Origin of the sequence: Terrirubrum flagellatum (assembly GCF_022059845.1) — a bacterium.
GTDB classification, from domain to species: domain Bacteria; phylum Pseudomonadota; class Alphaproteobacteria; order Rhizobiales; family Beijerinckiaceae; genus Terrirubrum; species Terrirubrum flagellatum.
The window spans coordinates 711482-730288 of record NZ_CP091851.1; the positions used below are offsets into that span (position 1 = coordinate 711482).

The 18807-nt window shown below is 62.9% G+C and carries 16 protein-coding genes; 11 read left to right on the top strand and 5 right to left on the bottom strand.

The genetic code is table 11. From position 1 onward, the window contains the following. Positions 1 to 61: 61 nt before the first annotated feature. From L8F45_RS03635 to L8F45_RS03650, 4 genes are all read left to right on the top strand, one after another. Positions 62 to 1219, top strand: coding sequence for a flagellin N-terminal helical domain-containing protein (locus L8F45_RS03635; protein ID WP_342361526.1), 1158 nt, complete (start codon positions 62 to 64; stop codon positions 1217 to 1219). A gap of 207 nt (positions 1220 to 1426) precedes the next feature. Then, on the top strand, positions 1427 to 2578 hold the full coding sequence (locus tag L8F45_RS03640) for a flagellin N-terminal helical domain-containing protein (protein WP_342361527.1): 1152 nt from the start codon (positions 1427 to 1429) through the stop codon (positions 2576 to 2578). Positions 2579 to 2789: 211 nt separating this feature from the next. Continuing rightward, the gene (gene flaF, locus L8F45_RS03645; protein WP_342361528.1) at positions 2790 to 3149 is read left to right on the top strand and encodes a flagellar biosynthesis regulator FlaF; all 360 of its coding nucleotides are present in this window, start codon (positions 2790 to 2792) and stop codon (positions 3147 to 3149) included. Positions 3150 to 3417: 268 nt separating this feature from the next. Beyond that, complete coding sequence (locus tag L8F45_RS03650; RefSeq protein ID WP_342361529.1) at positions 3418 to 6942, top strand: hypothetical protein; 3525 nt, start codon at positions 3418 to 3420, stop codon at positions 6940 to 6942. 6 nt (positions 6943 to 6948) lie between these two features. Here L8F45_RS03650 and fliP read toward each other — a convergent pair whose 3' ends face one another. After that, positions 6949 to 7704 (bottom strand): flagellar type III secretion system pore protein FliP, encoded by a 756-nt coding sequence (gene fliP, locus L8F45_RS03655; RefSeq protein WP_425330008.1) that lies wholly within the window; start codon positions 7702 to 7704, stop codon positions 6949 to 6951. Between the two features lie 100 nt (positions 7705 to 7804). Next, positions 7805 to 8806 (bottom strand): flagellar biosynthesis protein FlhF, encoded by a 1002-nt coding sequence (locus tag L8F45_RS03660; protein WP_342361531.1) that lies wholly within the window; start codon positions 8804 to 8806, stop codon positions 7805 to 7807. A gap of 188 nt (positions 8807 to 8994) precedes the next feature. On the opposite strand from L8F45_RS03660, the gene flgB reads away from it, so the two are divergent. From flgB to cckA, 7 genes are all read left to right on the top strand, one after another. Continuing rightward, positions 8995 to 9393 carry a flagellar basal body rod protein FlgB gene (gene flgB / locus L8F45_RS03665; protein ID WP_342361532.1) on the top strand — a complete coding sequence of 133 codons (399 nt, stop codon included), beginning with the start codon at positions 8995 to 8997 and terminating at the stop codon, positions 9391 to 9393. Positions 9394 to 9404: 11 nt separating this feature from the next. Continuing rightward, positions 9405 to 9821 carry a flagellar basal body rod protein FlgC gene (flgC, locus tag L8F45_RS03670; protein ID WP_342361533.1) on the top strand — a complete coding sequence of 139 codons (417 nt, stop codon included), beginning with the start codon at positions 9405 to 9407 and terminating at the stop codon, positions 9819 to 9821. 22 nt (positions 9822 to 9843) lie between these two features. Further along, a complete protein-coding gene (gene fliE / locus L8F45_RS03675; RefSeq protein WP_342361534.1) occupies positions 9844 to 10143 on the top strand; it encodes a flagellar hook-basal body complex protein FliE in 300 nt (99 codons plus the stop codon). 13 nt (positions 10144 to 10156) lie between these two features. Further along, on the top strand, positions 10157 to 10420 hold the full coding sequence (fliQ, locus tag L8F45_RS03680) for a flagellar biosynthesis protein FliQ (protein ID WP_342361535.1): 264 nt from the start codon (positions 10157 to 10159) through the stop codon (positions 10418 to 10420). A gap of 130 nt (positions 10421 to 10550) precedes the next feature. Beyond that, entirely contained in the window at positions 10551 to 11291 is a 741-nt protein-coding gene (gene fliR, locus L8F45_RS03685) for a flagellar biosynthetic protein FliR (protein ID WP_342361536.1), read from the top strand. A 3-nt stretch (positions 11292 to 11294) separates the two neighbouring features. Continuing rightward, positions 11295 to 12365, top strand: coding sequence for a flagellar biosynthesis protein FlhB (gene flhB, locus L8F45_RS03690; RefSeq protein ID WP_342361537.1), 1071 nt, complete (start codon positions 11295 to 11297; stop codon positions 12363 to 12365). Between the two features lie 112 nt (positions 12366 to 12477). Next, complete coding sequence (gene cckA / locus L8F45_RS03695; RefSeq protein ID WP_342361538.1) at positions 12478 to 15003, top strand: cell cycle histidine kinase CckA; 2526 nt, start codon at positions 12478 to 12480, stop codon at positions 15001 to 15003. Positions 15004 to 15012: 9 nt separating this feature from the next. Here the strand turns inward: cckA and L8F45_RS03700 are convergent, their stop codons facing one another. From L8F45_RS03700 to L8F45_RS03710, 3 genes are all read right to left on the bottom strand, one after another. Then, complete coding sequence (locus L8F45_RS03700) at positions 15013 to 16470, bottom strand: pentapeptide repeat-containing protein (protein WP_342361539.1); 1458 nt, start codon at positions 16468 to 16470, stop codon at positions 15013 to 15015. A 283-nt stretch (positions 16471 to 16753) separates the two neighbouring features. Then, the gene (locus L8F45_RS03705; protein ID WP_342361540.1) at positions 16754 to 17926 is read right to left on the bottom strand and encodes a patatin-like phospholipase family protein; all 1173 of its coding nucleotides are present in this window, start codon (positions 17924 to 17926) and stop codon (positions 16754 to 16756) included. 134 nt (positions 17927 to 18060) lie between these two features. Then, the gene (locus L8F45_RS03710) at positions 18061 to 18804 is read right to left on the bottom strand and encodes an acetoacetate decarboxylase (protein ID WP_342361541.1); all 744 of its coding nucleotides are present in this window, start codon (positions 18802 to 18804) and stop codon (positions 18061 to 18063) included. Positions 18805 to 18807: the final 3 nt, after the last annotated feature.

Consider the following 18807-nt stretch of genomic DNA (forward strand, 5'->3'; position numbering starts at 1 on the left):
CCGTGAGAAAACGGGCGTCGGGGGCCTGTAGGCCCGGCAGCTCGAATCGGGATCTCGGTCTATGTCCGACATCACTCTGTCCGCAGGCGTCCGGACGAACCTGCAATCCTTGCAGAACATCAAGACCCTGCTGACCACGAGTCAGAACCGCCTCGCCACCGGCAAGAAGGTGAACAGCGCGCTCGACAATCCCACGAACTTCTTCGTCGCGCAGAGTCTGAGCGACCGCGCCACTGGATTGAACACGCTGCTCGACGGCATCAACAACGGCATCAGCACGGTGCAGACGGCCAGCAAAGGCCTCGACAGCGTCTACAAGGCCCTTCAGAGCGCCCAGGGCATCATCGACAAGACGAAGTCGGACGTCGCGACGATCTCCAACCAGGCGCGCGGCACCGCGGTCGTTAACAACGCCGTGACGCAGACGTCGCTGGGCTTCGCCAACAACGACACATTGACCTTCACCGATAGCGTGACGGGCGCGGCGACGACGATCAATCTTGGCACGATCGGCACGCACAACGTCCAGGACCTGCTGGACACGATCAACACGCAGGGCAATGGCGTCTATACGGCCGCGCTGAACAACGGCAATATCGTGATCAACTCGAACGCAAAGAACGCGTTCAACATCACCAGCAACAATGCCGCCGCGCTCACCGCGACATTGGGCACGACGACCGCGAGCACGACATCCGGTTCCTACGATCAGACGAAGCTCGACAGCTACGCCAAGCAGTTCAATGAAATCCTGACCTCGATCGATCAGTTCGCGGCGGATTCAAGCTTCAACGGCGTGAACCTGTTGAGGTCAGGCAACGATCTCAAGGTCAATTACAACTCCGACGGGACCTCGAGCACCACGCTCAAATCGCAGGACATCACCTATACCGATCTTGGACTCACCACGATCCCGACCGGCGGCACGGCGACGCTCAGCGACTTCACCACCAAGGTGACGGCGATCACGAACGCCCTGTCGACAGTTCGCCTGACGCAAGGGGACTACGCGACCAAGCTGTCGACGATGCAGAACCGGCAGGATTTCTCGACATCGGTTGCGAACACGCTCAAGACCGGCTCCGACAACCTGACGCTCGCAGATCAGAACGAAGAAGCAGCCAACGTGCTCGCGCTGCAGACCCGCCAGTCGCTCTCGCAGTCGGCGCTCTCTCTTGCCGTGCAGGCTGATCAATCGGTGCTGCAGTTGCTCAAGTAATCAGAAGCGCTGCGGCCGCTGTGAGGCGGCCGCAGCGTCAAGGTTTTATAAAGCATATTTGAGCGAATTCTGGCGCTCTGACGCGCCCGAGCCGCGCAATCGGCCAATTCCGGCAATTGAGCCGAACGCGTTAAATCGCGTGAAAGAAATCCTGTGCGATCCAAGCGCCGCTTCCAGGACGGAAGCCTCAAGCACAGGAAGAATTCCATGGCTATCACCCTCTCGGCCGGCGTCCGGTCGAACCTGCAGGCGTTGCAGGGTGTCGCGTCGCTTCTCGCTTCCACGCAGAACCGCCTTGCGACTGGCAAGAAGATCAACAATGCGCTCGACGATCCTTCCGCGTTCTTCACCGCCCAGAATTTGAGCGACCGTTCCGGCAAGCTGACGAAGCTGCTCGACGGCATCAACACTGGCGTGAGCACGATCAAGGCGGCGAGCACCGGTCTCGACAGCATCTACAAGCAGTTGCAGTCGGCGCAGGGCATCATTGACTCCGTCAAGGCCAATTCGGGCAGCGTCTCGAACCAGGCCAAGAGCACGACGGTGGTCAATAACGCCACCACGCTGTCTTCGCTGGGCTTCGTCAACAACGATACAATCACGCTGACTGACACTGTCACCAGCGGCACGACGACGATCAGCCTCGGCACGATCGGCACGCATAACGTCCAGGACCTGATCAATTCGATCAACGCCCAGGGCAACGGTCAGTACACCGCCGGCATCAGCAACGGCAACTTCTACATCAACTCGAACAGCGCCAACGCGTTCAACATCACGGGCACGACCGCCGCCGCCATCACCGCGACGTTCGGTACGACCACTGGCAGCACGACCTCCGGTTCGTACGACCAGACGACGCTGAACAGCTACGCCAAGCAGTTCAACTCGATCTTGAGCTCGATCGACCAGTTCGCGAACGACTCGTCGTTCAACGGCGTTAATCTGCTCAAGTCGGGCAACGATCTGACGATCAAGTACAACGAAGATGGCACGTCCAACTCGACGGTGACTTCGCGCAATGCGGACTCCGCCTCGTTCGGTCTGTCTTCGGTGTCGCTGACCGCTTCGACCGTGACCGACTTCACCAGCAAGATCTCGACGATCACGTCGGCGCTGTCTTCGGTCCGTCTTTATCAGAGCGACTATGCTTCGCAGCTCTCGATCGCGCAGAACCGTCAGGACTTCACGAAGTCTCTGGCCGACCTGCTCACGACCGGCTCTGACAACCTGACCAACGCTGACCAGAACCTGGAAGCGGCCAACGTGCTCGCCCTCCAGACCCGTCAGTCGCTCGGCCAGTCGGCTCTGTCGCTGTCGAACCAAGCGGACCAGGCGGTCCTCCAGCTCCTGCGCTGATCCTAGCGCGAGCTTTCAAAGATCAGGCGGGGCCTTCGGGCCCCGCTTTTCTTTTATGCGCCTTGTCCAGTCGTTTCCGGACCGCGTCTGCGCATATCAGGCGCGCATTCTTTCGACATGCGCATTTAAACCTAACGGCTCGTTGACGATTTTGTGGGCAATATTGTGCAGGGAGGCGCATTCGCGTCGGTTGAGTGGTTGAGTTAAGCTCATGAGCTATGGCGCAAGCGCGTATTCGAAGGCCAGCGTCGCAAAGGAAGTTACGCCGAGAGAGTTGGAAGCCAGCCTCCTGATGAAGGGCGCCGCCAAGCTCGAAGCGGTGAAGAGAGACTGGGATGCGAAACGGGACCTCCCCGAAGCGCTCGCCTTCAATCGCAAGCTCTGGACGATTCTCGCGACATCAGTGACTTCAGAAGAGAATCCCTTGCCGCAGAATGTGAAGCAGGACTTCGCGAATTTGAGCATCTTCATCCTCAAGACACTGATCTCGCTCGCCGCCGAGCCGACCACCGAGAAGCTGACGCAGGTCGCCGAGATCAACGCAACGATCGCCGCCGGCCTGCGCTCATAGAGCATGGCGCGAAAAAGTGGGAACCGGTTTTTCGCGAAAGCCATGCTCTAAACTTTTGGAATCGATCACGATCCCGCACTTTGATTGAGTCAATCAAAGTGCGGCGTGATCTAGCCTCAAGCCGCTGACGACCAAAGCGTTTCTCCGTATTTCCGCGCGTCTCTTAACTGCGCTTTCACCGCAGCCGCAGTATTCATGACATGGCCGCCTGCGTTTCGGGCCGCCTGTCGGATGTGCGTAAATGCGTGGCGTACGAGCATGCGAAATTGTGCGGCGGCCTCTGGCCCTTGTCGCCGTCGCATGCGCCTTTTTCGCCGCGCTGCTTTCGCCCGCGGCCGCCCAGAACAGAGGCGTGGTGCGCGGCGCCGAGATGAACGGCTATGGCCGTCTCGTCTTCACATTCAAGGATATGCCGAAGGCGACCGCGAGCGTCTCGTCAGGCGTTCTCGTGATCTCGTTTGTCGAGCCTGTTGTCGTCGACCTTGAGAAATTGCCGGTTGAATTGCCCAACTATATCGGCGTCGCGCGGCGCGACCCTGATGGCAAGGGTCTGCGTTTCGCTTTGACGCGACCTCTTCGTCCGAACCTGAAAGAGGCTGGCGAGAAGGTCTTTCTTGATCTTCTGCCGGAAAACTGGAACGGGCAACCGCCGGCGCTGCCGCAGGATGTGGTCGATGAACTCGCCGCGCGGGCGCGCGCCGCCGAGGAAGCGTTGCGCAACGCCGAGCGCAAGCGGTTTGTCGAGGAGCCGCGATCAATGCCGGTGCGCGTCTCAGCGACGCCTTTCTTCACGCGTCTGGTGTTCGAGATGCCGGTCGTCGTTCCCGTGACGCATGAGCGCAAGGACAACAGATACGAGATCGCCTTTGAAGCTTCGCTCAAGATCGATCCGGTGAAGATCAAGGCGCAGATGGGCGACGCCGCGAAAAGCATCGAGAATGTCGTCGAGAATGGCGTGTCGCGCGTCGTGATCACGGTTCCCGACAAGGTCGAGACGTTCGGCTTCCGCGAGGATGACACTTTTGTGCTCGATCTCGTTCCGCCTGAAGCGAAAGCGAGGCGGTCGCCGGAAGCCTCGATCGATCCCGCACAGATCGAAGCGAGATTGAACGGAAAGCCGGAGGCGAAAGCCGCTCCGAAGCCGGAGCCGAAACCCGAAATGGCTGCGGCGCCTGCGGAAAAGGCCGCGCCTCCATCGCAAAAAACCACTGCGCCGCAGGCGCAAACGCCGGCTCCGACTTTGGAGGCGAAGCCGCGGGCCGCCGCAGCGTCTCTTGATCCCGTGAAGCCCACTGTGTCGCGCGACGGCGACACTGTGCGCATCGCATTCAAATTCGCAACGCGGCCGCCCGCCGCAGCGTTCGACCGCTATGGCGTCTCGACAATCCTGTTTGAAACCGCGCAGCCGGTCGAAGCGGTCGAACCGCCACAGATGTTGCGCGACATCGGCGGCGCATGGCGCTTCGCCGTGTCCGGTGGCGCGCGCATCATGCGTCTGTCTTTTGGCGAGCCGAAGCTGGTGCGCATCGCGCCTGATGGAGAGGGATGGGTCGTCACCATCGGCGATCGCGTCGCCGGCGCGAGCGAGCCGATCGCGCTACAGCGAATCCTCGATGAGAACGGGCGCACCGTCGTGACCGGCGCGCTGCAACGCGCCGGGCGCGTTCACTGGATCGACGATTCCGACACCAGCGAACGCATCGCCGTGATCACTGCCGGCGCGCCCTTGCGTTCGATCGCGAAGCCTTACCGTTTCGCCGAATTCGAACTGCCGCCCACGGCGCAGGGCGTCGCGGTTGTCGCCATCGCCGACGACCTCACGGTGCGCGGCGGCGTCGATGATTTCACGATCGAGCGCGGCGACGGCCTGACCGTTTCACCGCAGATCGATCGCCCCGTCGTCATGGCGCAGCAGGGCGTTCCGGCGCCGGCCTCAACGATGATCGACCGCGTTCAGTGGCGCGAGGCGCGATCGGGCGTGACGCGCGACCGCATCCGCAAATTTGAGCAGGAGATTTCCGAAGCGTCGCGCGGCAAGCGCAACGCGGCGCGGCTGGATTTCGCGCGTTTCCTCTTCGCCAACGGCTTGCTCGCGGAAACACGCGCCGAGCTTGAAAATATCGTGCGCGACCAGCCGGACGCGGCGCGCGACCGCATGATCGCGATGCTGCGGTTTGCGACGGCGGTGCGCACCGGCCGCTATGACGACGCGCGCAAGCTGATCGCGGACGAATCCGTGCGGGACGATCCTGAAGCCGTGCTGTGGCGCGGCGTGATGGACGCCAGGCAGCGCAATTGGTCGCGCGCGGCGGCGGAATTCAATGCGGCCGAAACGGCGCTCGATTCCTATCCCGACGATCTGCAGTCGGCGATGCGGGGGCTCTGGGGCCGCGTCGCCGTGGAGACGCGCGATTTCGCCACTGCGATGACGCAACTCGACAATGTCGAGAAGCTCGATCGCGATGCTGTGCGGCCGAACGAGATCGCGCTGCTGCGCGCACGCATCGATGATGGCCAGGGACGCGCCGAGGAAGCGAAAGCGGGCTACGATCGCGTTTTCGCCAGCGACGACAGGCAGGCCGCGGCTGAGGCCGGCCTTCGCGGCGCGCTGCAGGCGCTGGCCGACAAGACGGCGACGCGTGAAGACGTGATCGCGCGTCTTGAAACGGTCGCTGCCACATGGCGCGGCGCCGATGGTTTCGAAGCGGACGCGATGGCGGCGCTTGGCCGCCTCTACGCCGAAGACGGCCGCTGGCGCGACGCCTTTACGATGGCGCGTCGCGGCAGCGAGGCTTATCCCGATAACGAAAAGATTCGCGCGCTCAACGATGAGGCGGCGAGTCTTTTTGAAGAGGTGTTCACGAACGGCAAGGGCGAGACGCTCGATCGCGTTCAGGCGGTGGCCCTGTTCTATGATTTCAAGGAGCTTACGCCGCCCGGGCGACAGGGCGATGCGATCGTGCGGCGTCTGGCGGAGCGGCTCGTGGAGCTCGATCTGCTCGACAGCGCAGCCGAGCTTCTTCAGCATCAGATTGATCGCCGGTTGACGGGACCCTATCGCTCGATTCTCGCGGCCCGGCTCGCCGTCATCTATCTCATGAATCGCAAGCCTGCCGCGGCGCTCAATCTGTTGAAGACGACGCGCTCGCCGGAGCTGCCCTACAACATCAAGCGCGCGCGCAATCTCCTCGAAGCGCGCGCGCTGTCCGATCTCTCGCGCACCGACCTTGCGCTTGAAATCGCGGCGGCGGAGTCAGGTTCCGATATCGACCGGCTGACCGCCGACATCCAGTGGCAGGGCCGGCGCTGGCGCGACGCCGGCGAAACTTACGAGCGTATTCTTGGCGACCGCTGGAAAGATCGCGCGCCGCTGAGCGATCGCGAGCGCGCCGACGTGCTGCGCGCCGGGATCGCCTATTCGCTGGGTGATGAAGCGCTGTCGCTTGATCGTCTGCGCGGAAAATATGGGCCTGCGATGGCGAGCAGCGCCGATGCGCGCGCATTTCAAGTGGTGACGGCGCCGCCGTCGTCGCGCGTGAAGGAGTTCCGCGATCTGGCGAGGCAAATGGCGCGCGCCGATACGCTCGCCGAATTCCTCGACGAATATCGCAAGCGTTATCCCGACATTCCGCCAAAGGCCCCGTTACGCGAGAAGCCGGCGGAGCCTGAGGCGCCGAGGGCCGATGCGCAGAAACCTGAGGCTTCAAAGCCGGAAGCGGCCGCCAAGCCGCCTGCAGAACCTGCGAAGCCGACCGAGGCCGAAGCGAAGACGGAAGCCGCGTCGCACGGCTGAGTGTTGCTAGACGCCAAAGCTCTTCACCAGCGAGCTCGCCAGCAGATTCCAGCCGTCGACAAGCACGAAGAAAATCAGTTTGAATGGCAGCGCCACGGTCACCGGCGGAACCATCATCATGCCCGCCGACATCAGGATCGACGCGACGACGAGATCGATCACGAGGAAGGGCAGAAACAGAAGAAATCCGATCTCGAAGGCGCGGCGCAGTTCGGAGATCATGAAGGCGGGCACGATCACCGAGAGCTTCAGATCCTCAAGCGCATTCGGTCGCGGCTCGCGTGAAAGATCGAGAAACAGATTGAGATCCTTGTCGCGCACATGGCGCAGCATGAAAGTCTTGAACGGCGGCGTCGCGCGCTCGAAGGCCTGTTCGATGGTGATCTGATTGGCGATCAGCGGCCGGCCGGCGTCGTCATAGGCGCGCTGCAGCGTCGGCTGCATAATGAACAAGGTCATGAACAGCGCGAGCGCGATCATCACCGTATTCGGCGGCGCGGTCTGCGTGCCGAGCGCCGAGCGCAGCAGCGACAGCACGACGACGATGCGCGTAAACGAGGTCACCATCACCAGCGCCGTCGGCGCGAGCGACAGCAACGTGATGAGCGCGATGAGCTGTAGCGCGCGTTCGGTAACGCCGCCGCCCTGGCCCAAATCGAGCGACAAGGTCTGGGCCGCGGCGGCGGTCGCGGCGAACAGACCCGCGACGAGAACGCAGAGGGCGGCCGCCCTGTGTCCCGTGATTGGCTTTAGCGCGCGCATGAGAGCAGCGCTTTTCGGCGTGTCAGTTCGGACTTCGGGCCGCATGTGATTCTCACGCGGCGAGGGTAGGCGAGCGAAAGCCCGCCTCCAAGCAAGGCGGTCAGTTCTTCGGTGGAGAGCGTCCGAGCAGCTTCGCCATCTCGTCTTCGAGCGAGCCGAGGTCGAACGGATCGCCGCTGGGCTTTGCCGCGGGCGGGCTCGCGGGCGCTGGCGTCGGCGGCGCGGCGGGCGGAGGCGAGGGCGTGGCGGGCGGCGGCGGGCTGGCCTGCGCGACAGCCGGCGCCGGCGGAACGGGCCTCGGATGCGGCGGAGGGACGGTTGTCTGGCGCGGCGACGGAGGCGGCGTAATCGAGGGCGCGGCAAGCGGGGCGGCGGGCGGTGGGTTCGTCGTGGCGGGCGCGACCGGAGGCGCCATTGGCGGGCGTGGAGCGTCGGCCGGCTTCACCGCGGCGAAGGGCTTGGCCATCGCGTCCTGGAGGCGACTGGCGAAGCTCGTCGCCTTGGGCGCGCCGGCGTCGGCGCCATTTGGAGCGGCCAGAGCAGGGCGCGGCGGAACCTCGGCGCGCGGCGGAGCGGGGGCCACCGAAGGAGGAGACACCGGTCGCGGCGCGAGGCTCTGGGGAGGAATGGTCGTCTGCCGGGGCTCCAGACGCGGCGGTTGCGGTCGGGCGTTTTCGATGCGAGGCGGTTCGGCCCGCGGCGCTTCCGGCCGGGGGGGCTCCTGGCGCGGGATTTCGCGCGGCGGGGCTGCGGGCTCGGGCTCCATGAGGTCTTCGATCTGGGGCGTCTGGATGCGCGCCGACGGCGCACGCACGATCGCGGATTCGACCAGCACGTCGTTCGGGCCGCCGATCATCAGGAGATGTTCGACATTGTCGCGCCGGAGCAACAGGAGCTGGCGCTGGCGATCGACATCGAACACTTCGACCACGCCGAGGCGGGGTTGTCGGCCACGCCCGCCCCCGCCGCCGATCGGTCTTACGGTGCGTCGCGTGATCAGCCGGAGGATGTAGGCGAGCAGAAGCAGCAGAACGAGAATGATCGCAAAGGCGACCGCGTACTGGACATAGGCGGACATGTTGTCGCCGAGAAACCTATTCACGAGAACCACTCTCCGCTGCCGCCGACGCGCCCGCCCGTCGGTTGGCCGGCGGTCTTCCCCACGCGCGCGGGACGATTGGTCAATCCCGGCGCGGATGCAAGCCCGCGAGCCGAATCGGTTCAATTTTAACCGTTATTTAACCATGAGCCCGGCAAATTCTGCCGGGTTTATCTGCGGGGGAGGCGGCCATGGCGATCGCCGACGTTCCACTGTTCTCGATGCTGAAGACGCGCATGCAATGGCATCAGGCGCGGCAGAAGCTGTTGTCGGAAAATGTGGCCAATTCCGATCTGCCCAATTTCAAGCCACGCGATCTGCGCGAGCTCAGCTTTCAGCAGGCGCTGGGCGGCCCGTCAGCCGTCAGCCTGATTTCGACCAATCCGCTGCATATCGGCGCCTCAAGCTCGAGCGCCAGCGGCGGCGATCCGTCCGGAGCGCGCCGGTTCGAGACGACGCCGTCGGGCAATGCGGTCAATCTCGAGGACGAGATGATGAAGGTGGCCCAGAACCAGGGCGACTTTCAGCTCGCGACCTCGCTCTATGCGCGCGGCCTTTCGCTCCTGAAGACCGCCGTCGGCAAGAAGTGAGGGCTTAGACGATGGCCACAGACTTCCTGAAGAGCATCGGCATCGCAGCCTCCGGCCTGCGCACGCAATCCGGGCGGATGCGCGTCATCGCCGAAAATATCGCCAACGCCGATTCGACCGCGACGACGCCCGGCGGCGCGCCGTATCGCCGCAAGATCATGACCTTCGACCAGAAGTTCGACCGCGAACTCGACGCCCAGACCGTCGCCGCCGGCCGCATCGCGCGCGATCAGCAGCCCTTCAAGACCCGTTATGAGCCCGGCAATCCAGCAGCGAACGCGCGTGGCGAAGTGCAGCTTCCCAATGTCGATATGACGGTCGAACTCATGGACATGCGCGAAGCCCAGCGCTCCTACGAGGCTGGCCTCAACGTCATCACCGCCACGCGCCGCATGCTTCAGCGCACCATCGATCTGCTGCGCGCCTAGAGCGGGATAGAAAGAGGCTCCTATGGTCAGTTCGGTCTTCGCCGCCAACGCCTATGGCAACGCCGCATCTGCGCTGACGCGCGCCAGCCAGTCGACGCCATCCGGCGGCGGTTTCGGCGAGATGGTGCAGAATGCGCTGCGCGGCGCGATGGAAGCCGGCGCCAAGGCCGACGCCCAATCCGTCCAGGCGGCGCAGGGCAAGGGCAACCTCATCGACGTGGTGACCGCGGTCAATGAAAGCGAGGCGGCGATCGAGACGTTGGTCGCGGTGCGCGACCGCGTGATCAGCGCCTATGAAGATATCATGCGAATGCAGATTTGATGGGCTTGAGATCATGAACAGCGGCGAAGTCATCGATGTCACGCGCGACGCGATCGTCACCTTCCTCAAGGTCGGCGGGCCGATGCTTGTCGTGGCGCTGCTTGTCGGCGTCGCGATCTCGCTCCTGCAGGCGCTGACGCAAATCCAGGAACAGACCCTCGTCTTCGTGCCGAAAATCCTCGCGCTCGCAGCGGCCGCTCTGTTTGCGATGCCATTCATGGGCGACGCCATGGCGAGCTACATGACGCGAATCGCCGAGCGCATCGCGGGGGGATGAGGCATCATCATGCCGACAACCGCTTGCGCAGAAGCGCGGCGAACGCCATGGCCCCGGCCGCCTGAATCGCTCACATTCATTGCAGCGATTCGATCCGAAGCGATCGCATTCCACGGGGCGAAATTCCGGCATGACCCTGCTTCCGGAATGGGCGACGGCCTTCATGCTCACCTTTGCGCGGGTGGGCGTGCTGGTGATGTTGTTGCCGGGCCTCGGCGAGCGCGCCATGCCGACGCGCCTTCGTTTATCTTCCGCCTTGTTGCTGACGCTGACTTTCCTGCCGATCGCGCAGCCGCTGATTCCGCAGGGCGCGCCGCTTGCAACCTTGTTCATCGAACTCGCGATCGGCTTCACCCTGGGCTTCATGGCGCGGCTGATGGTCTCGGCGCTGCAGACCGCGGGCGTGGTGATTGCGCAGGATATCGGCCTGTCCTTCGCGCAATCGGTCGATCCGACGGCAGGCTCGCAGGGCACGGCGATCGCCAATCTCCTGACGCTGCTCGGCGCGACGCTTGTTTTCACGAGCGACCTGCATCACCTCGCGATCTCGGCGATCGGCGCGAGCTACACGAAGCTGCCGCCGGGCGCGCTGCCGGATGCAAGCGACGCGGTGAGGATGGCGCTCAGCGTCATGGCGACGAGCTTTTCGCTCGCGGTGAAGATCGCGGCGCCTTTCGCCGTGTTCGCCATCGTCTTCAATCTCGGGCTTGGGCTGCTGTCGCGAATGATGCCTGCGCTGCAGGTGTTTTTCCTCGCTCTGCCCGCCTCCGTCCTGCTTGGCATGCTCATGCTGCTCGGCGTGCTGGCGATCGCCATGGGCGTCTATCTCGACGAACTCGGCCGGCTGCTTGCCGTTCTCAACGGACGGTGACGCATGGCTGAGGCGGGCGAGGACGACGACGACAAAACAGAAGAGCCGACACAGCGACGCATCGAGGATGCGATCAAGCGCGGCGATGTCGCGCGCAGCTTCGAGATCGGCACGCTTTTCGTGCTCGGCGGTCTCACTTTGTCGATGATGATGTTCGCGGGCTCGTCGTCGCGCGAGCTCCTGTTCGCGATGAAGCCCTTCCTCGGCAATCTGCATCAGATTCCGAGCGGCGAGGGCGGCATCCGTTATGCGCTGATGTTCGCGCTGACCGCGACCGTCGCGGCCGTCGCTTTGCCCTTCATCTTTCTGTTCATTGCGGGCCTCGCCGGCGGGCTGATCCAGCATCGTCCGCTCTGGACGTTCGAGCCGTTGACGCCGAAATTCAGCCGCCTTTCGCCAATGAGCGGCGCGAAGCGCATCTTCGGCAAGGAAGCCTTCGTCCAGTTCGCAAAAGGGCTCGCCAAGATCGCGCTCATCGGCGTCATCATCTGGTTGGTGATCAACAGCGAGCGCGACCGCGCCGACGCGCTCGCCCGCATGGATGTCGCGGCGCTCCTGCCGGCGGCGGAATCCATCACGCTGAAGCTTCTCTCAAGCGTGCTCGCCGTCTTCGCGGTCATCGCCGGCGCCGATTTCCTCTATCAGCGCTTCTCCTGGATGAAGCGCCTGCGCATGACCAAGCAGGAGCTGAAGCAGGAGTTCAAAGAGCAGGAAGGCTCGCCGGAATTGAAATCGCGGCGCAAGCAGATCGCCATGGCGCGATTGAAGCGGCGCATGATGCAGGCGGTGCCGAAGGCGACCGTCGTCGTGATGAATCCGACCCACTTCGCCGTCGCGCTGCAATATGATCGGGGCATGCGCGCGCCGATCTGCGTCGCCAAGGGCGTTGATTCGCTGGCGCTGAAGATCCGCGAAGTGGCGCGCGACAATAACGTTCCCGTCGTGGAGAATCCGCCGCTCGCGCGCGCGCTGCACGCGTCCGTCGATATCGACGAGGAAGTGCCGGTCGAGCATTACAAGGCGGTCGCGGAAGTCGTCAGCTACGTCATGCGGCTGAAGCGGCGCGCGAGCTGAGGCGTTCGCACGCAGCGCATCTTTTTCGTGGGTTTTCGCAAAGGGTTGATCGCCATTTGCCGTGCGACCAGATATCCACAGGGCGGGGTTATGTCAGGGGCCGGATTCGGGGATGAGTAAAGCGCCCGTCGCCACGGCGATCGATCGCTCGGACAAACGCGGATCGCTTGGCCTGCTTCTTCTGATCGCGGGAGTGATTGTGGGCGTCGGCGTCGCCGCGGCTTTTCTCGCCGGCGATCAGGTGCGCGTGCTGATTGTCGGCGTGCTCTCGATGCTGGCGATGATCGGCGTCGCGTCGCTGTTCGGCTTCGCGATCGGCCTGTTCACGACCTCATGGCGCAGCTCCCGCTCGGACCTGACCAAGGCGATCGTCGATTCCTCGAAAGAGGCCATTCTGGTCACCGATGCGGACGGCAAGGTCATCTACGCCAACGGCGCCTATCTCAAGCTGAGCAACGCCGCGACCCCGCAGCTCATCAAGCCGGTCGAGCGGCTGTTCTCGGGCGCGGCCGACGTCTCCGAAGCGATCTACCGCCTCGCTCAGGCCGCGCGGCAAGAGAAGTCCCTCACCGAAGAGGTCAGGATCGGTCCTGCCGGGGACCCCCATGGCGAAGCGACCTGGTATCGCATCCGGGTCCGCCCGGTGACGCGACCTCGCGGCGCGGCGGCGCTCTGGGCCATCCAGGACGTCACCCATGAGCGGGAAGGCCATGAGAACGTCTTTCAGGAGCTGCAGCAGGCGATCGACTATCTCGACCATGCTCCGGCCGGCTTCCTGTCGGTCGAGCCTGACGGGGCGATCGCCCATATCAACGCCACGCTGGCGAGCTGGCTCGATCATGACCTCGCGAGCTTCGCGCCCGGCCGGCAGAAGCTGGCCGACATCGTCGCGGGCGACGGGGCGGCGCTGCTCAGCGGCGCCAGCGGGCCGGCGGGCGAAGTGCGCACCGGCAGCTTCGCCATCGATCTGAAGAAGCGCACCGGCCACACGCTTCCGGTTCAGGTGATCCATTCCGTCGCGTTCGGCAGCGACGGCGCGCCCGGCGCGTCCCGGACCATCGTGCTGAAACGCGGGGGCGAGGCGAGGGCCGAGGAGGGGGGCGAAATGCGTTTCGCCCGCTTCTTCCATGCGACGCCGATGGCGATCGCCACCGTCCGCCGCGACGGGGCGCTCGTCCGCCATAACGCCGCTTTCGCCCGGCTCACCAGCACGGCGCCTGCGTCCGATAATGGCGAGCGGTCAGTGCTTCACGCAGTCTCCGACCGCGACCGCGACAAGCTCACGTCCGCGATCGCGGCTGCGGCCGCGGGCCAGGTCGACATCGCGCCGGTCGACGCCACTCTTGCGGGCGATGGCGGCCGCACCGCGCGGCTCTTTCTTTCCGTCGTCGACGAGACCGCCGATCAGGGCGAGGCGGCGGTCGTCTACGCGCTCGAGACATCGGAGCAGCGCAAGCTCGAAGAGCAGTTCGCGCAGGCGCAGAAGATGCAGGCGGTCGGCCAGCTCGCCGGCGGCATCGCGCATGACTTCAACAACATGCTGCAGGCGATCATCGGCTATTCCGATCTGCTGCTCGCCAATCACCGGCCGACCGATCCGTCCTTCCCCGACATCATGCAGATCAAGCAGAATGCGAACCGCGCCGCGGGCCTGGTGCGCCAACTGCTCGCCTTCTCGCGCCGGCAGACTCTCCGGCCGCGCATTCTCGCGCTCAACGAGACGCTAGCCGATTTCTCCAATCTCTGCCGCCGCCTGATCGGCGAGCGCATCGAATTCGATTTGCGTCATGGCCGCGATCTCTGGCCCGTCAAAGCCGACGTGAACCAGTTCGAGCAGGTCGTGATGAATCTCGTCGTCAATGCGCGCGACGCGATGCCGAATGGCGGCAAGCTCTCGATCCGCACCTCGAATGTGAAGGCTGATGAAGTCGACACCGCGCGCAACGAGGGGATGATCAGGGCCGATCATGTGCTGATCGAGGTGCAGGATACGGGCACGGGCATTCCGCCGGCGGTGAAAGAGAAAATCTTCGATCCCTTCTTCACGACCAAGGAAGTCGGCAAGGGCACGGGTCTTGGCCTCTCCACCGTCTATGGCATCGTCAAGCAGACCGGCGGCTACATCTATGTGGATTCTGTCGTCGGCGAAGGCACGACGTTCCGCATCTATCTGCCGCGCGCGAGTGCAGAGGATGAAGCGGAGGAAAGCGCGACGGACGCGCCTGCAGCGTCGCCCGATGCGCCAAAGCCGCGCGCGCCCGATCTCACGGGACAGGGCACGATCCTGCTTGTTGAAGATGAGGAAGCGGTGCGCCGCTTCGCCGAGCGGGCGCTGACGCGGCATGGCTATCGCGTGCTGGTGGCGGAGAGCGGGCTTGAAGGGCTCGAAGTCGCTAACGCCCATCAGGGCGTGATCAACCTCATTCTGTCCGACGTGGTGATGCCCGAAATGGACGGGCCGACCATGATCAAGGAATTGCGCAAATCGCGGCCCGACGCGCGCGTGGTGTTCATGTCGGGCCACGCGGAAGACGCGTTCGAGAAGAATCTCGACGAGGATGTGAAGTTCGGCTTCATCGCGAAGCCCTTCGCGCTGAAGGATCTCGCGGAGACCGTGAAGAAGGCGATGGCGGGATAGTATCTCGAGCTACGAAGCTTTGTCCCCATATCTTGTCTCATCTTTTTCGAGATGAGTATCGTGAATAACACTGCGCGTAGCGGCCCATCTTTGTCGGTATTCGTTTGACAAAGAATTTCCAGCGTCATCGGTTAGCCAGCTTTCCGGCCGCGATCCAGCGTAATTAATGACGGTATATGGATTTCCGAAAGTTTCGGCGAGTTGCTCTTTGTCTATTCCAATTTGGGACAGGTCGGCGTTGCATAACCATGCGCCGGTCAGACTTGCGCGATAGATCGATGCCCCATTTAGAAGGGCACCGTCAAAGGATGCGCAATTCAGTGTCGCCCCGTCAAGCGAGGCATTTTGTAGATACGCATGGTCAAGTTGCGCGCGTGTAAGTTTTGCGTTGGCAAGTTGTGCGCCGTTGAGATTTGCGCCAATCAGCAACGCTTCGCTTACATCGGAATCGTAAGCGGTCGCGCCCTCAAGATGGGCTTGCAGCATGGTGGCGCGTCGCAAGATTGACCTGTTGAGAGACGAACCTTCAAGATGCGCTCCCCTTAGCGACGCTCCAGCTAGATTTGCGCCCACAAATGATGAGCCTTCTAAACGTGAGTCGTCCAGCCATACGTTGGCGAGCTCTAAGCCATCAAAGGAAGCGCGCTGCAACCAAACGCCGCGCAGATCCAAACGCTCTTTATCATTCGGTTGGGTTTGGAGTTGCTTCTCGTAGGTTCTTGCTTTTCGGGGGCTCCGACCAATCACCGCAATAGCTGCTTGCACGTCAGGGCTCGGGCGTTGGGCACTAGTTTCTACGAATTTTCGTAGCCTTATCCACGCGTTCTTCTCGCTCAATGATTGGAGTAGCTCTTGAGGTATTGTAGTAGGCTGGCGACCATTGTTCCTTATATAGGCGCATAATGTCTCCATAATTGGCCAATGATCGCGCTCGCTGTCCTGCGCGATGCGCTCAAGCGCGTATATCGCTCCAAGACGCACTTCTGTGTTCGGTACGGTACGCGTTATCGTTTCCAGCTTAGTCAGCATCTGCCCGCTCCCATCCGGAATCTCGCGGGTGTCCTTGACTTCTCGCGTGGCGCCGAGCTGCTCAACGGCCTTGGTGAACAGTGAGGTGTAGAGATTTTCTCGTGAGATTTTCGCCTGTTCCCGGGCCGCTTGCGCGCTCCAGTGGCTGATAATGATGCGCCAGATGGCGAAGGGTGCGGCGACGATCGCGCCAATGGCGATTAGCAGATTGCGGAGATCGTCGGTTCCAAGCTTCTCCGATGACCAGACCGGAAGAAACGTTCTGACGACAAGAAGAATAGCCGTTGCGCCGACGAGCAATGCGACCAAGACGATGGCGCCATATAACGCCGCTGCGACGCCTTCATGCGGCTTTCGCCAATAGTCCCAATCGAAAGCCTGCCAGCCGCGGCGCTCGTCGCCGGCGCGCGGTTTCGCGGTCGTTTCGTCGTCCGCCATTCCTTGTAGCCCCATGGCACTGCGTTTGCTTCAAGCCCCGCAACAATCGGCCATGGCGTTGGGGAGGGGTCAAGGGCGCTCTCTGTCCCCGGCCTCATGAAGCGAGGCCATAGCCGAGCGCAATGAAGGCCGGGGCCCAGCGCAGGAAGCAGCGCCGAAGGCGCTCTTCAATTCTGATGATCGCGCTCGCTGCGCTCGCAAGCCTTTCGCTGGACCCCGGACGCGGTTCCGCTCTACTGCGTTCCGCTTCACCGTTCCGGGGATAAAGGGCGCTGAGCTTCACTCAGCTCGGATCATCGCGATGCACGTCATGCACCACCATGCCGATATCCTCCGGCGGGATCTCCAGCCATTTGCGATGGCGCAGGGTTTTCTTCGTGTCCTCGTAGCCTGAGCTCCAATGCTCATGCATTGAGGTGCCGGAGAATTCGTAATCCTTGGCGTGACCTTCGTAGCTCTTCTGCTGGTAGATCAGATGCACGATGTTGATCTGCGGCACGTCTTCCATGCTTTCGAGGAGCGCGCGATCGCTGTCGCTGCGCTGATCTTCCGGCACGCGCAGGATCGCGTCGCGCAGCTTCAGCCGGAGATTGTGGATACGCCTGAACGCGTCGGTGTTGTTGCGCGTACGGCTTGAATACATGATGTCCTTGTGGCGGCCCATCACGCCAGCCATGTCGCGCGGCAATTCTCCGCGCGCGCTGAAGAGGTCGACTTGGAAGACGAGCGAGTCGCGCACATCTTCCAGTTCAAGCAGGTATTGCAGCGGTGTGTTCGAGACGATGCCGCCGTCCCAGTAATATTCGTTCTCGATCTTGATCGAGGGGAAAGCCGGCGGCAGCGCGCCGCTCGCCATGATGTGCTCGGGCTCGATCTTCTCGATGGCGCTGTCGAAATAGCGGAAATTGCCGGTGCGGACATTGACGGCGCCGACGCTGAGACGCCGCTCGCCGCTGTTGAGAATGTCCCAGTCGATCAGGCGATTGAGCGTCGCGCGCAGATCGGCGGTGTCGTAGAAACTCGTCGCGCCCGTGGCGCCTGCGAGCTGCTGCCAGGGATTGACTTCGCGCGGCTTGAAGAAGCCGGGCAGGCCCATGAACATCGTCATCCAGGCGCTGGTCTGATTGCGCCACTGGCGGAAGACGTCGCCTTCCGGCGTGTAGTGCCAGACCTTGCGATTGGAGACCGTGTCCCAGAAATCGCGCAGGCGGTCGAGCTGGTTCTCGCGCTTGTTACCCGCGATGATCGAAGCGTTGATCGCGCCGATCGAAACGCCGGAAAGCCAGTGCGGCTCGATGCCGACTTCATGCAGCGCTTCGAACACGCCGGCCTGATAGGCGCCGAGCGCGCCGCCGCCTTGCAGCACCAGCGCGACGAGCTTGTAAGGCGCGAGCAGCTCGTCGATCTCGGGGATTTCGCTCAGCAGCTTCCTTGATTTCGGCGATACGGCGTCCATGGCGAGCCTCCCGTCAGCCGTTAAAGCATGGCGCGAAAAAGTGGATACCGGTTTTTCGCAAAAGCCATGCTCCAAGTTTTTGGAATCGATCACGTTCCCGCATTTTGATTGATTCAATCAAAATGCGGCGTGATCTACCGTTTGGCGAGATAATCATGCACGACCTCGCCGAGCCCGAGCGTCAGGTCGGCGATGAAATGCACCGCGGACACGACCTCAAGCACTGGCAGGCGCGCGACATCGGCGATGACATGACGGAAGAGCTGGAGATCGGCGGGGCTCGACCAGGCGCCATGCATATTGATGTCCTGGAGGTGATAGCGCACGAGCTCGCAGATGCGCGGCGTCGCATCGACATGCGGAATGATCTTGATGAGATAATTCGGCGCCGTCAGCGATTTCGCGATCGGCGCTGTGTCGATGATCTTGTGCTTGTAGCCCATCGTGGCGGTGGCGCAGAGCACGCTGCCATAATGCAGCGTGCCGACGATGACTTCGCCTTCATGGCTGAGCTTCGGCTGCGCCAGCTTCTTGGGAAAGCCCCAGATCTCGCGGCCGCCGGCGATCGGCGCATCATCGTCGAGATACATGGCGTGGACATAGACGCCGTCCTGGCCATTGAAGCGCACCGGGATGACCTGACCGGACTCGGTGTAGTCGCCGAAGCCGGTTGAATCAGGCATGCGGATGAATTCGTATTTCACCAGAGGCTCGGCGACTTCGAGCGGCTCCGGGACGACCTCGGCGAGCGCGGCCGGATCGGTGCGATAGGTGATGATGATGTATTCGCGATTGAAGAAGCGATAGGGGCCGGGCGGAAAGGCCGGATTTGTCAGAGGCATCGCATAGGCGCGCTTCACGACATCGTCGATTTTCATGGA

Bases quoted from the DNA above. Each gene is read 5' to 3' on its own strand.
- fliQ (WP_342361535.1), top strand. From the start codon at position 10,157: ATGAACAGCGGCGAAGTCATCGATGTCACGCGCGACGCGATCGTCACC.
- cckA (WP_342361538.1), top strand. From the start codon at position 12,478: ATGAGTAAAGCGCCCGTCGCCACGGCGATCGATCGCTCGGACAAACGC.
- L8F45_RS03710 (WP_342361541.1), bottom strand. From the start codon at position 18,804: ATGAAAATCGACGATGTCGTGAAGCGCGCCTATGCGATGCCTCTGACA.
- flaF (WP_342361528.1), top strand. From the start codon at position 2,790: ATGAGCTATGGCGCAAGCGCGTATTCGAAGGCCAGCGTCGCAAAGGAA.
- flgB (WP_342361532.1), top strand. From the start codon at position 8,995: ATGGCGATCGCCGACGTTCCACTGTTCTCGATGCTGAAGACGCGCATG.
- flgC (WP_342361533.1), top strand. From the start codon at position 9,405: ATGGCCACAGACTTCCTGAAGAGCATCGGCATCGCAGCCTCCGGCCTG.
- L8F45_RS03700 (WP_342361539.1), bottom strand. From the start codon at position 16,470: ATGGCGGACGACGAAACGACCGCGAAACCGCGCGCCGGCGACGAGCGC.
- flhB (WP_342361537.1), top strand. From the start codon at position 11,295: ATGGCTGAGGCGGGCGAGGACGACGACGACAAAACAGAAGAGCCGACA.
- fliR (WP_342361536.1), top strand. From the start codon at position 10,551: ATGACCCTGCTTCCGGAATGGGCGACGGCCTTCATGCTCACCTTTGCG.
- L8F45_RS03635 (WP_342361526.1), top strand. From the start codon at position 62: ATGTCCGACATCACTCTGTCCGCAGGCGTCCGGACGAACCTGCAATCC.
- L8F45_RS03705 (WP_342361540.1), bottom strand. From the start codon at position 17,926: ATGGACGCCGTATCGCCGAAATCAAGGAAGCTGCTGAGCGAAATCCCC.
- L8F45_RS03640 (WP_342361527.1), top strand. From the start codon at position 1,427: ATGGCTATCACCCTCTCGGCCGGCGTCCGGTCGAACCTGCAGGCGTTG.
- fliP (WP_425330008.1), bottom strand. From the start codon at position 7,704: ATGCGCGCGCTAAAGCCAATCACGGGACACAGGGCGGCCGCCCTCTGC.
- fliE (WP_342361534.1), top strand. From the start codon at position 9,844: ATGGTCAGTTCGGTCTTCGCCGCCAACGCCTATGGCAACGCCGCATCT.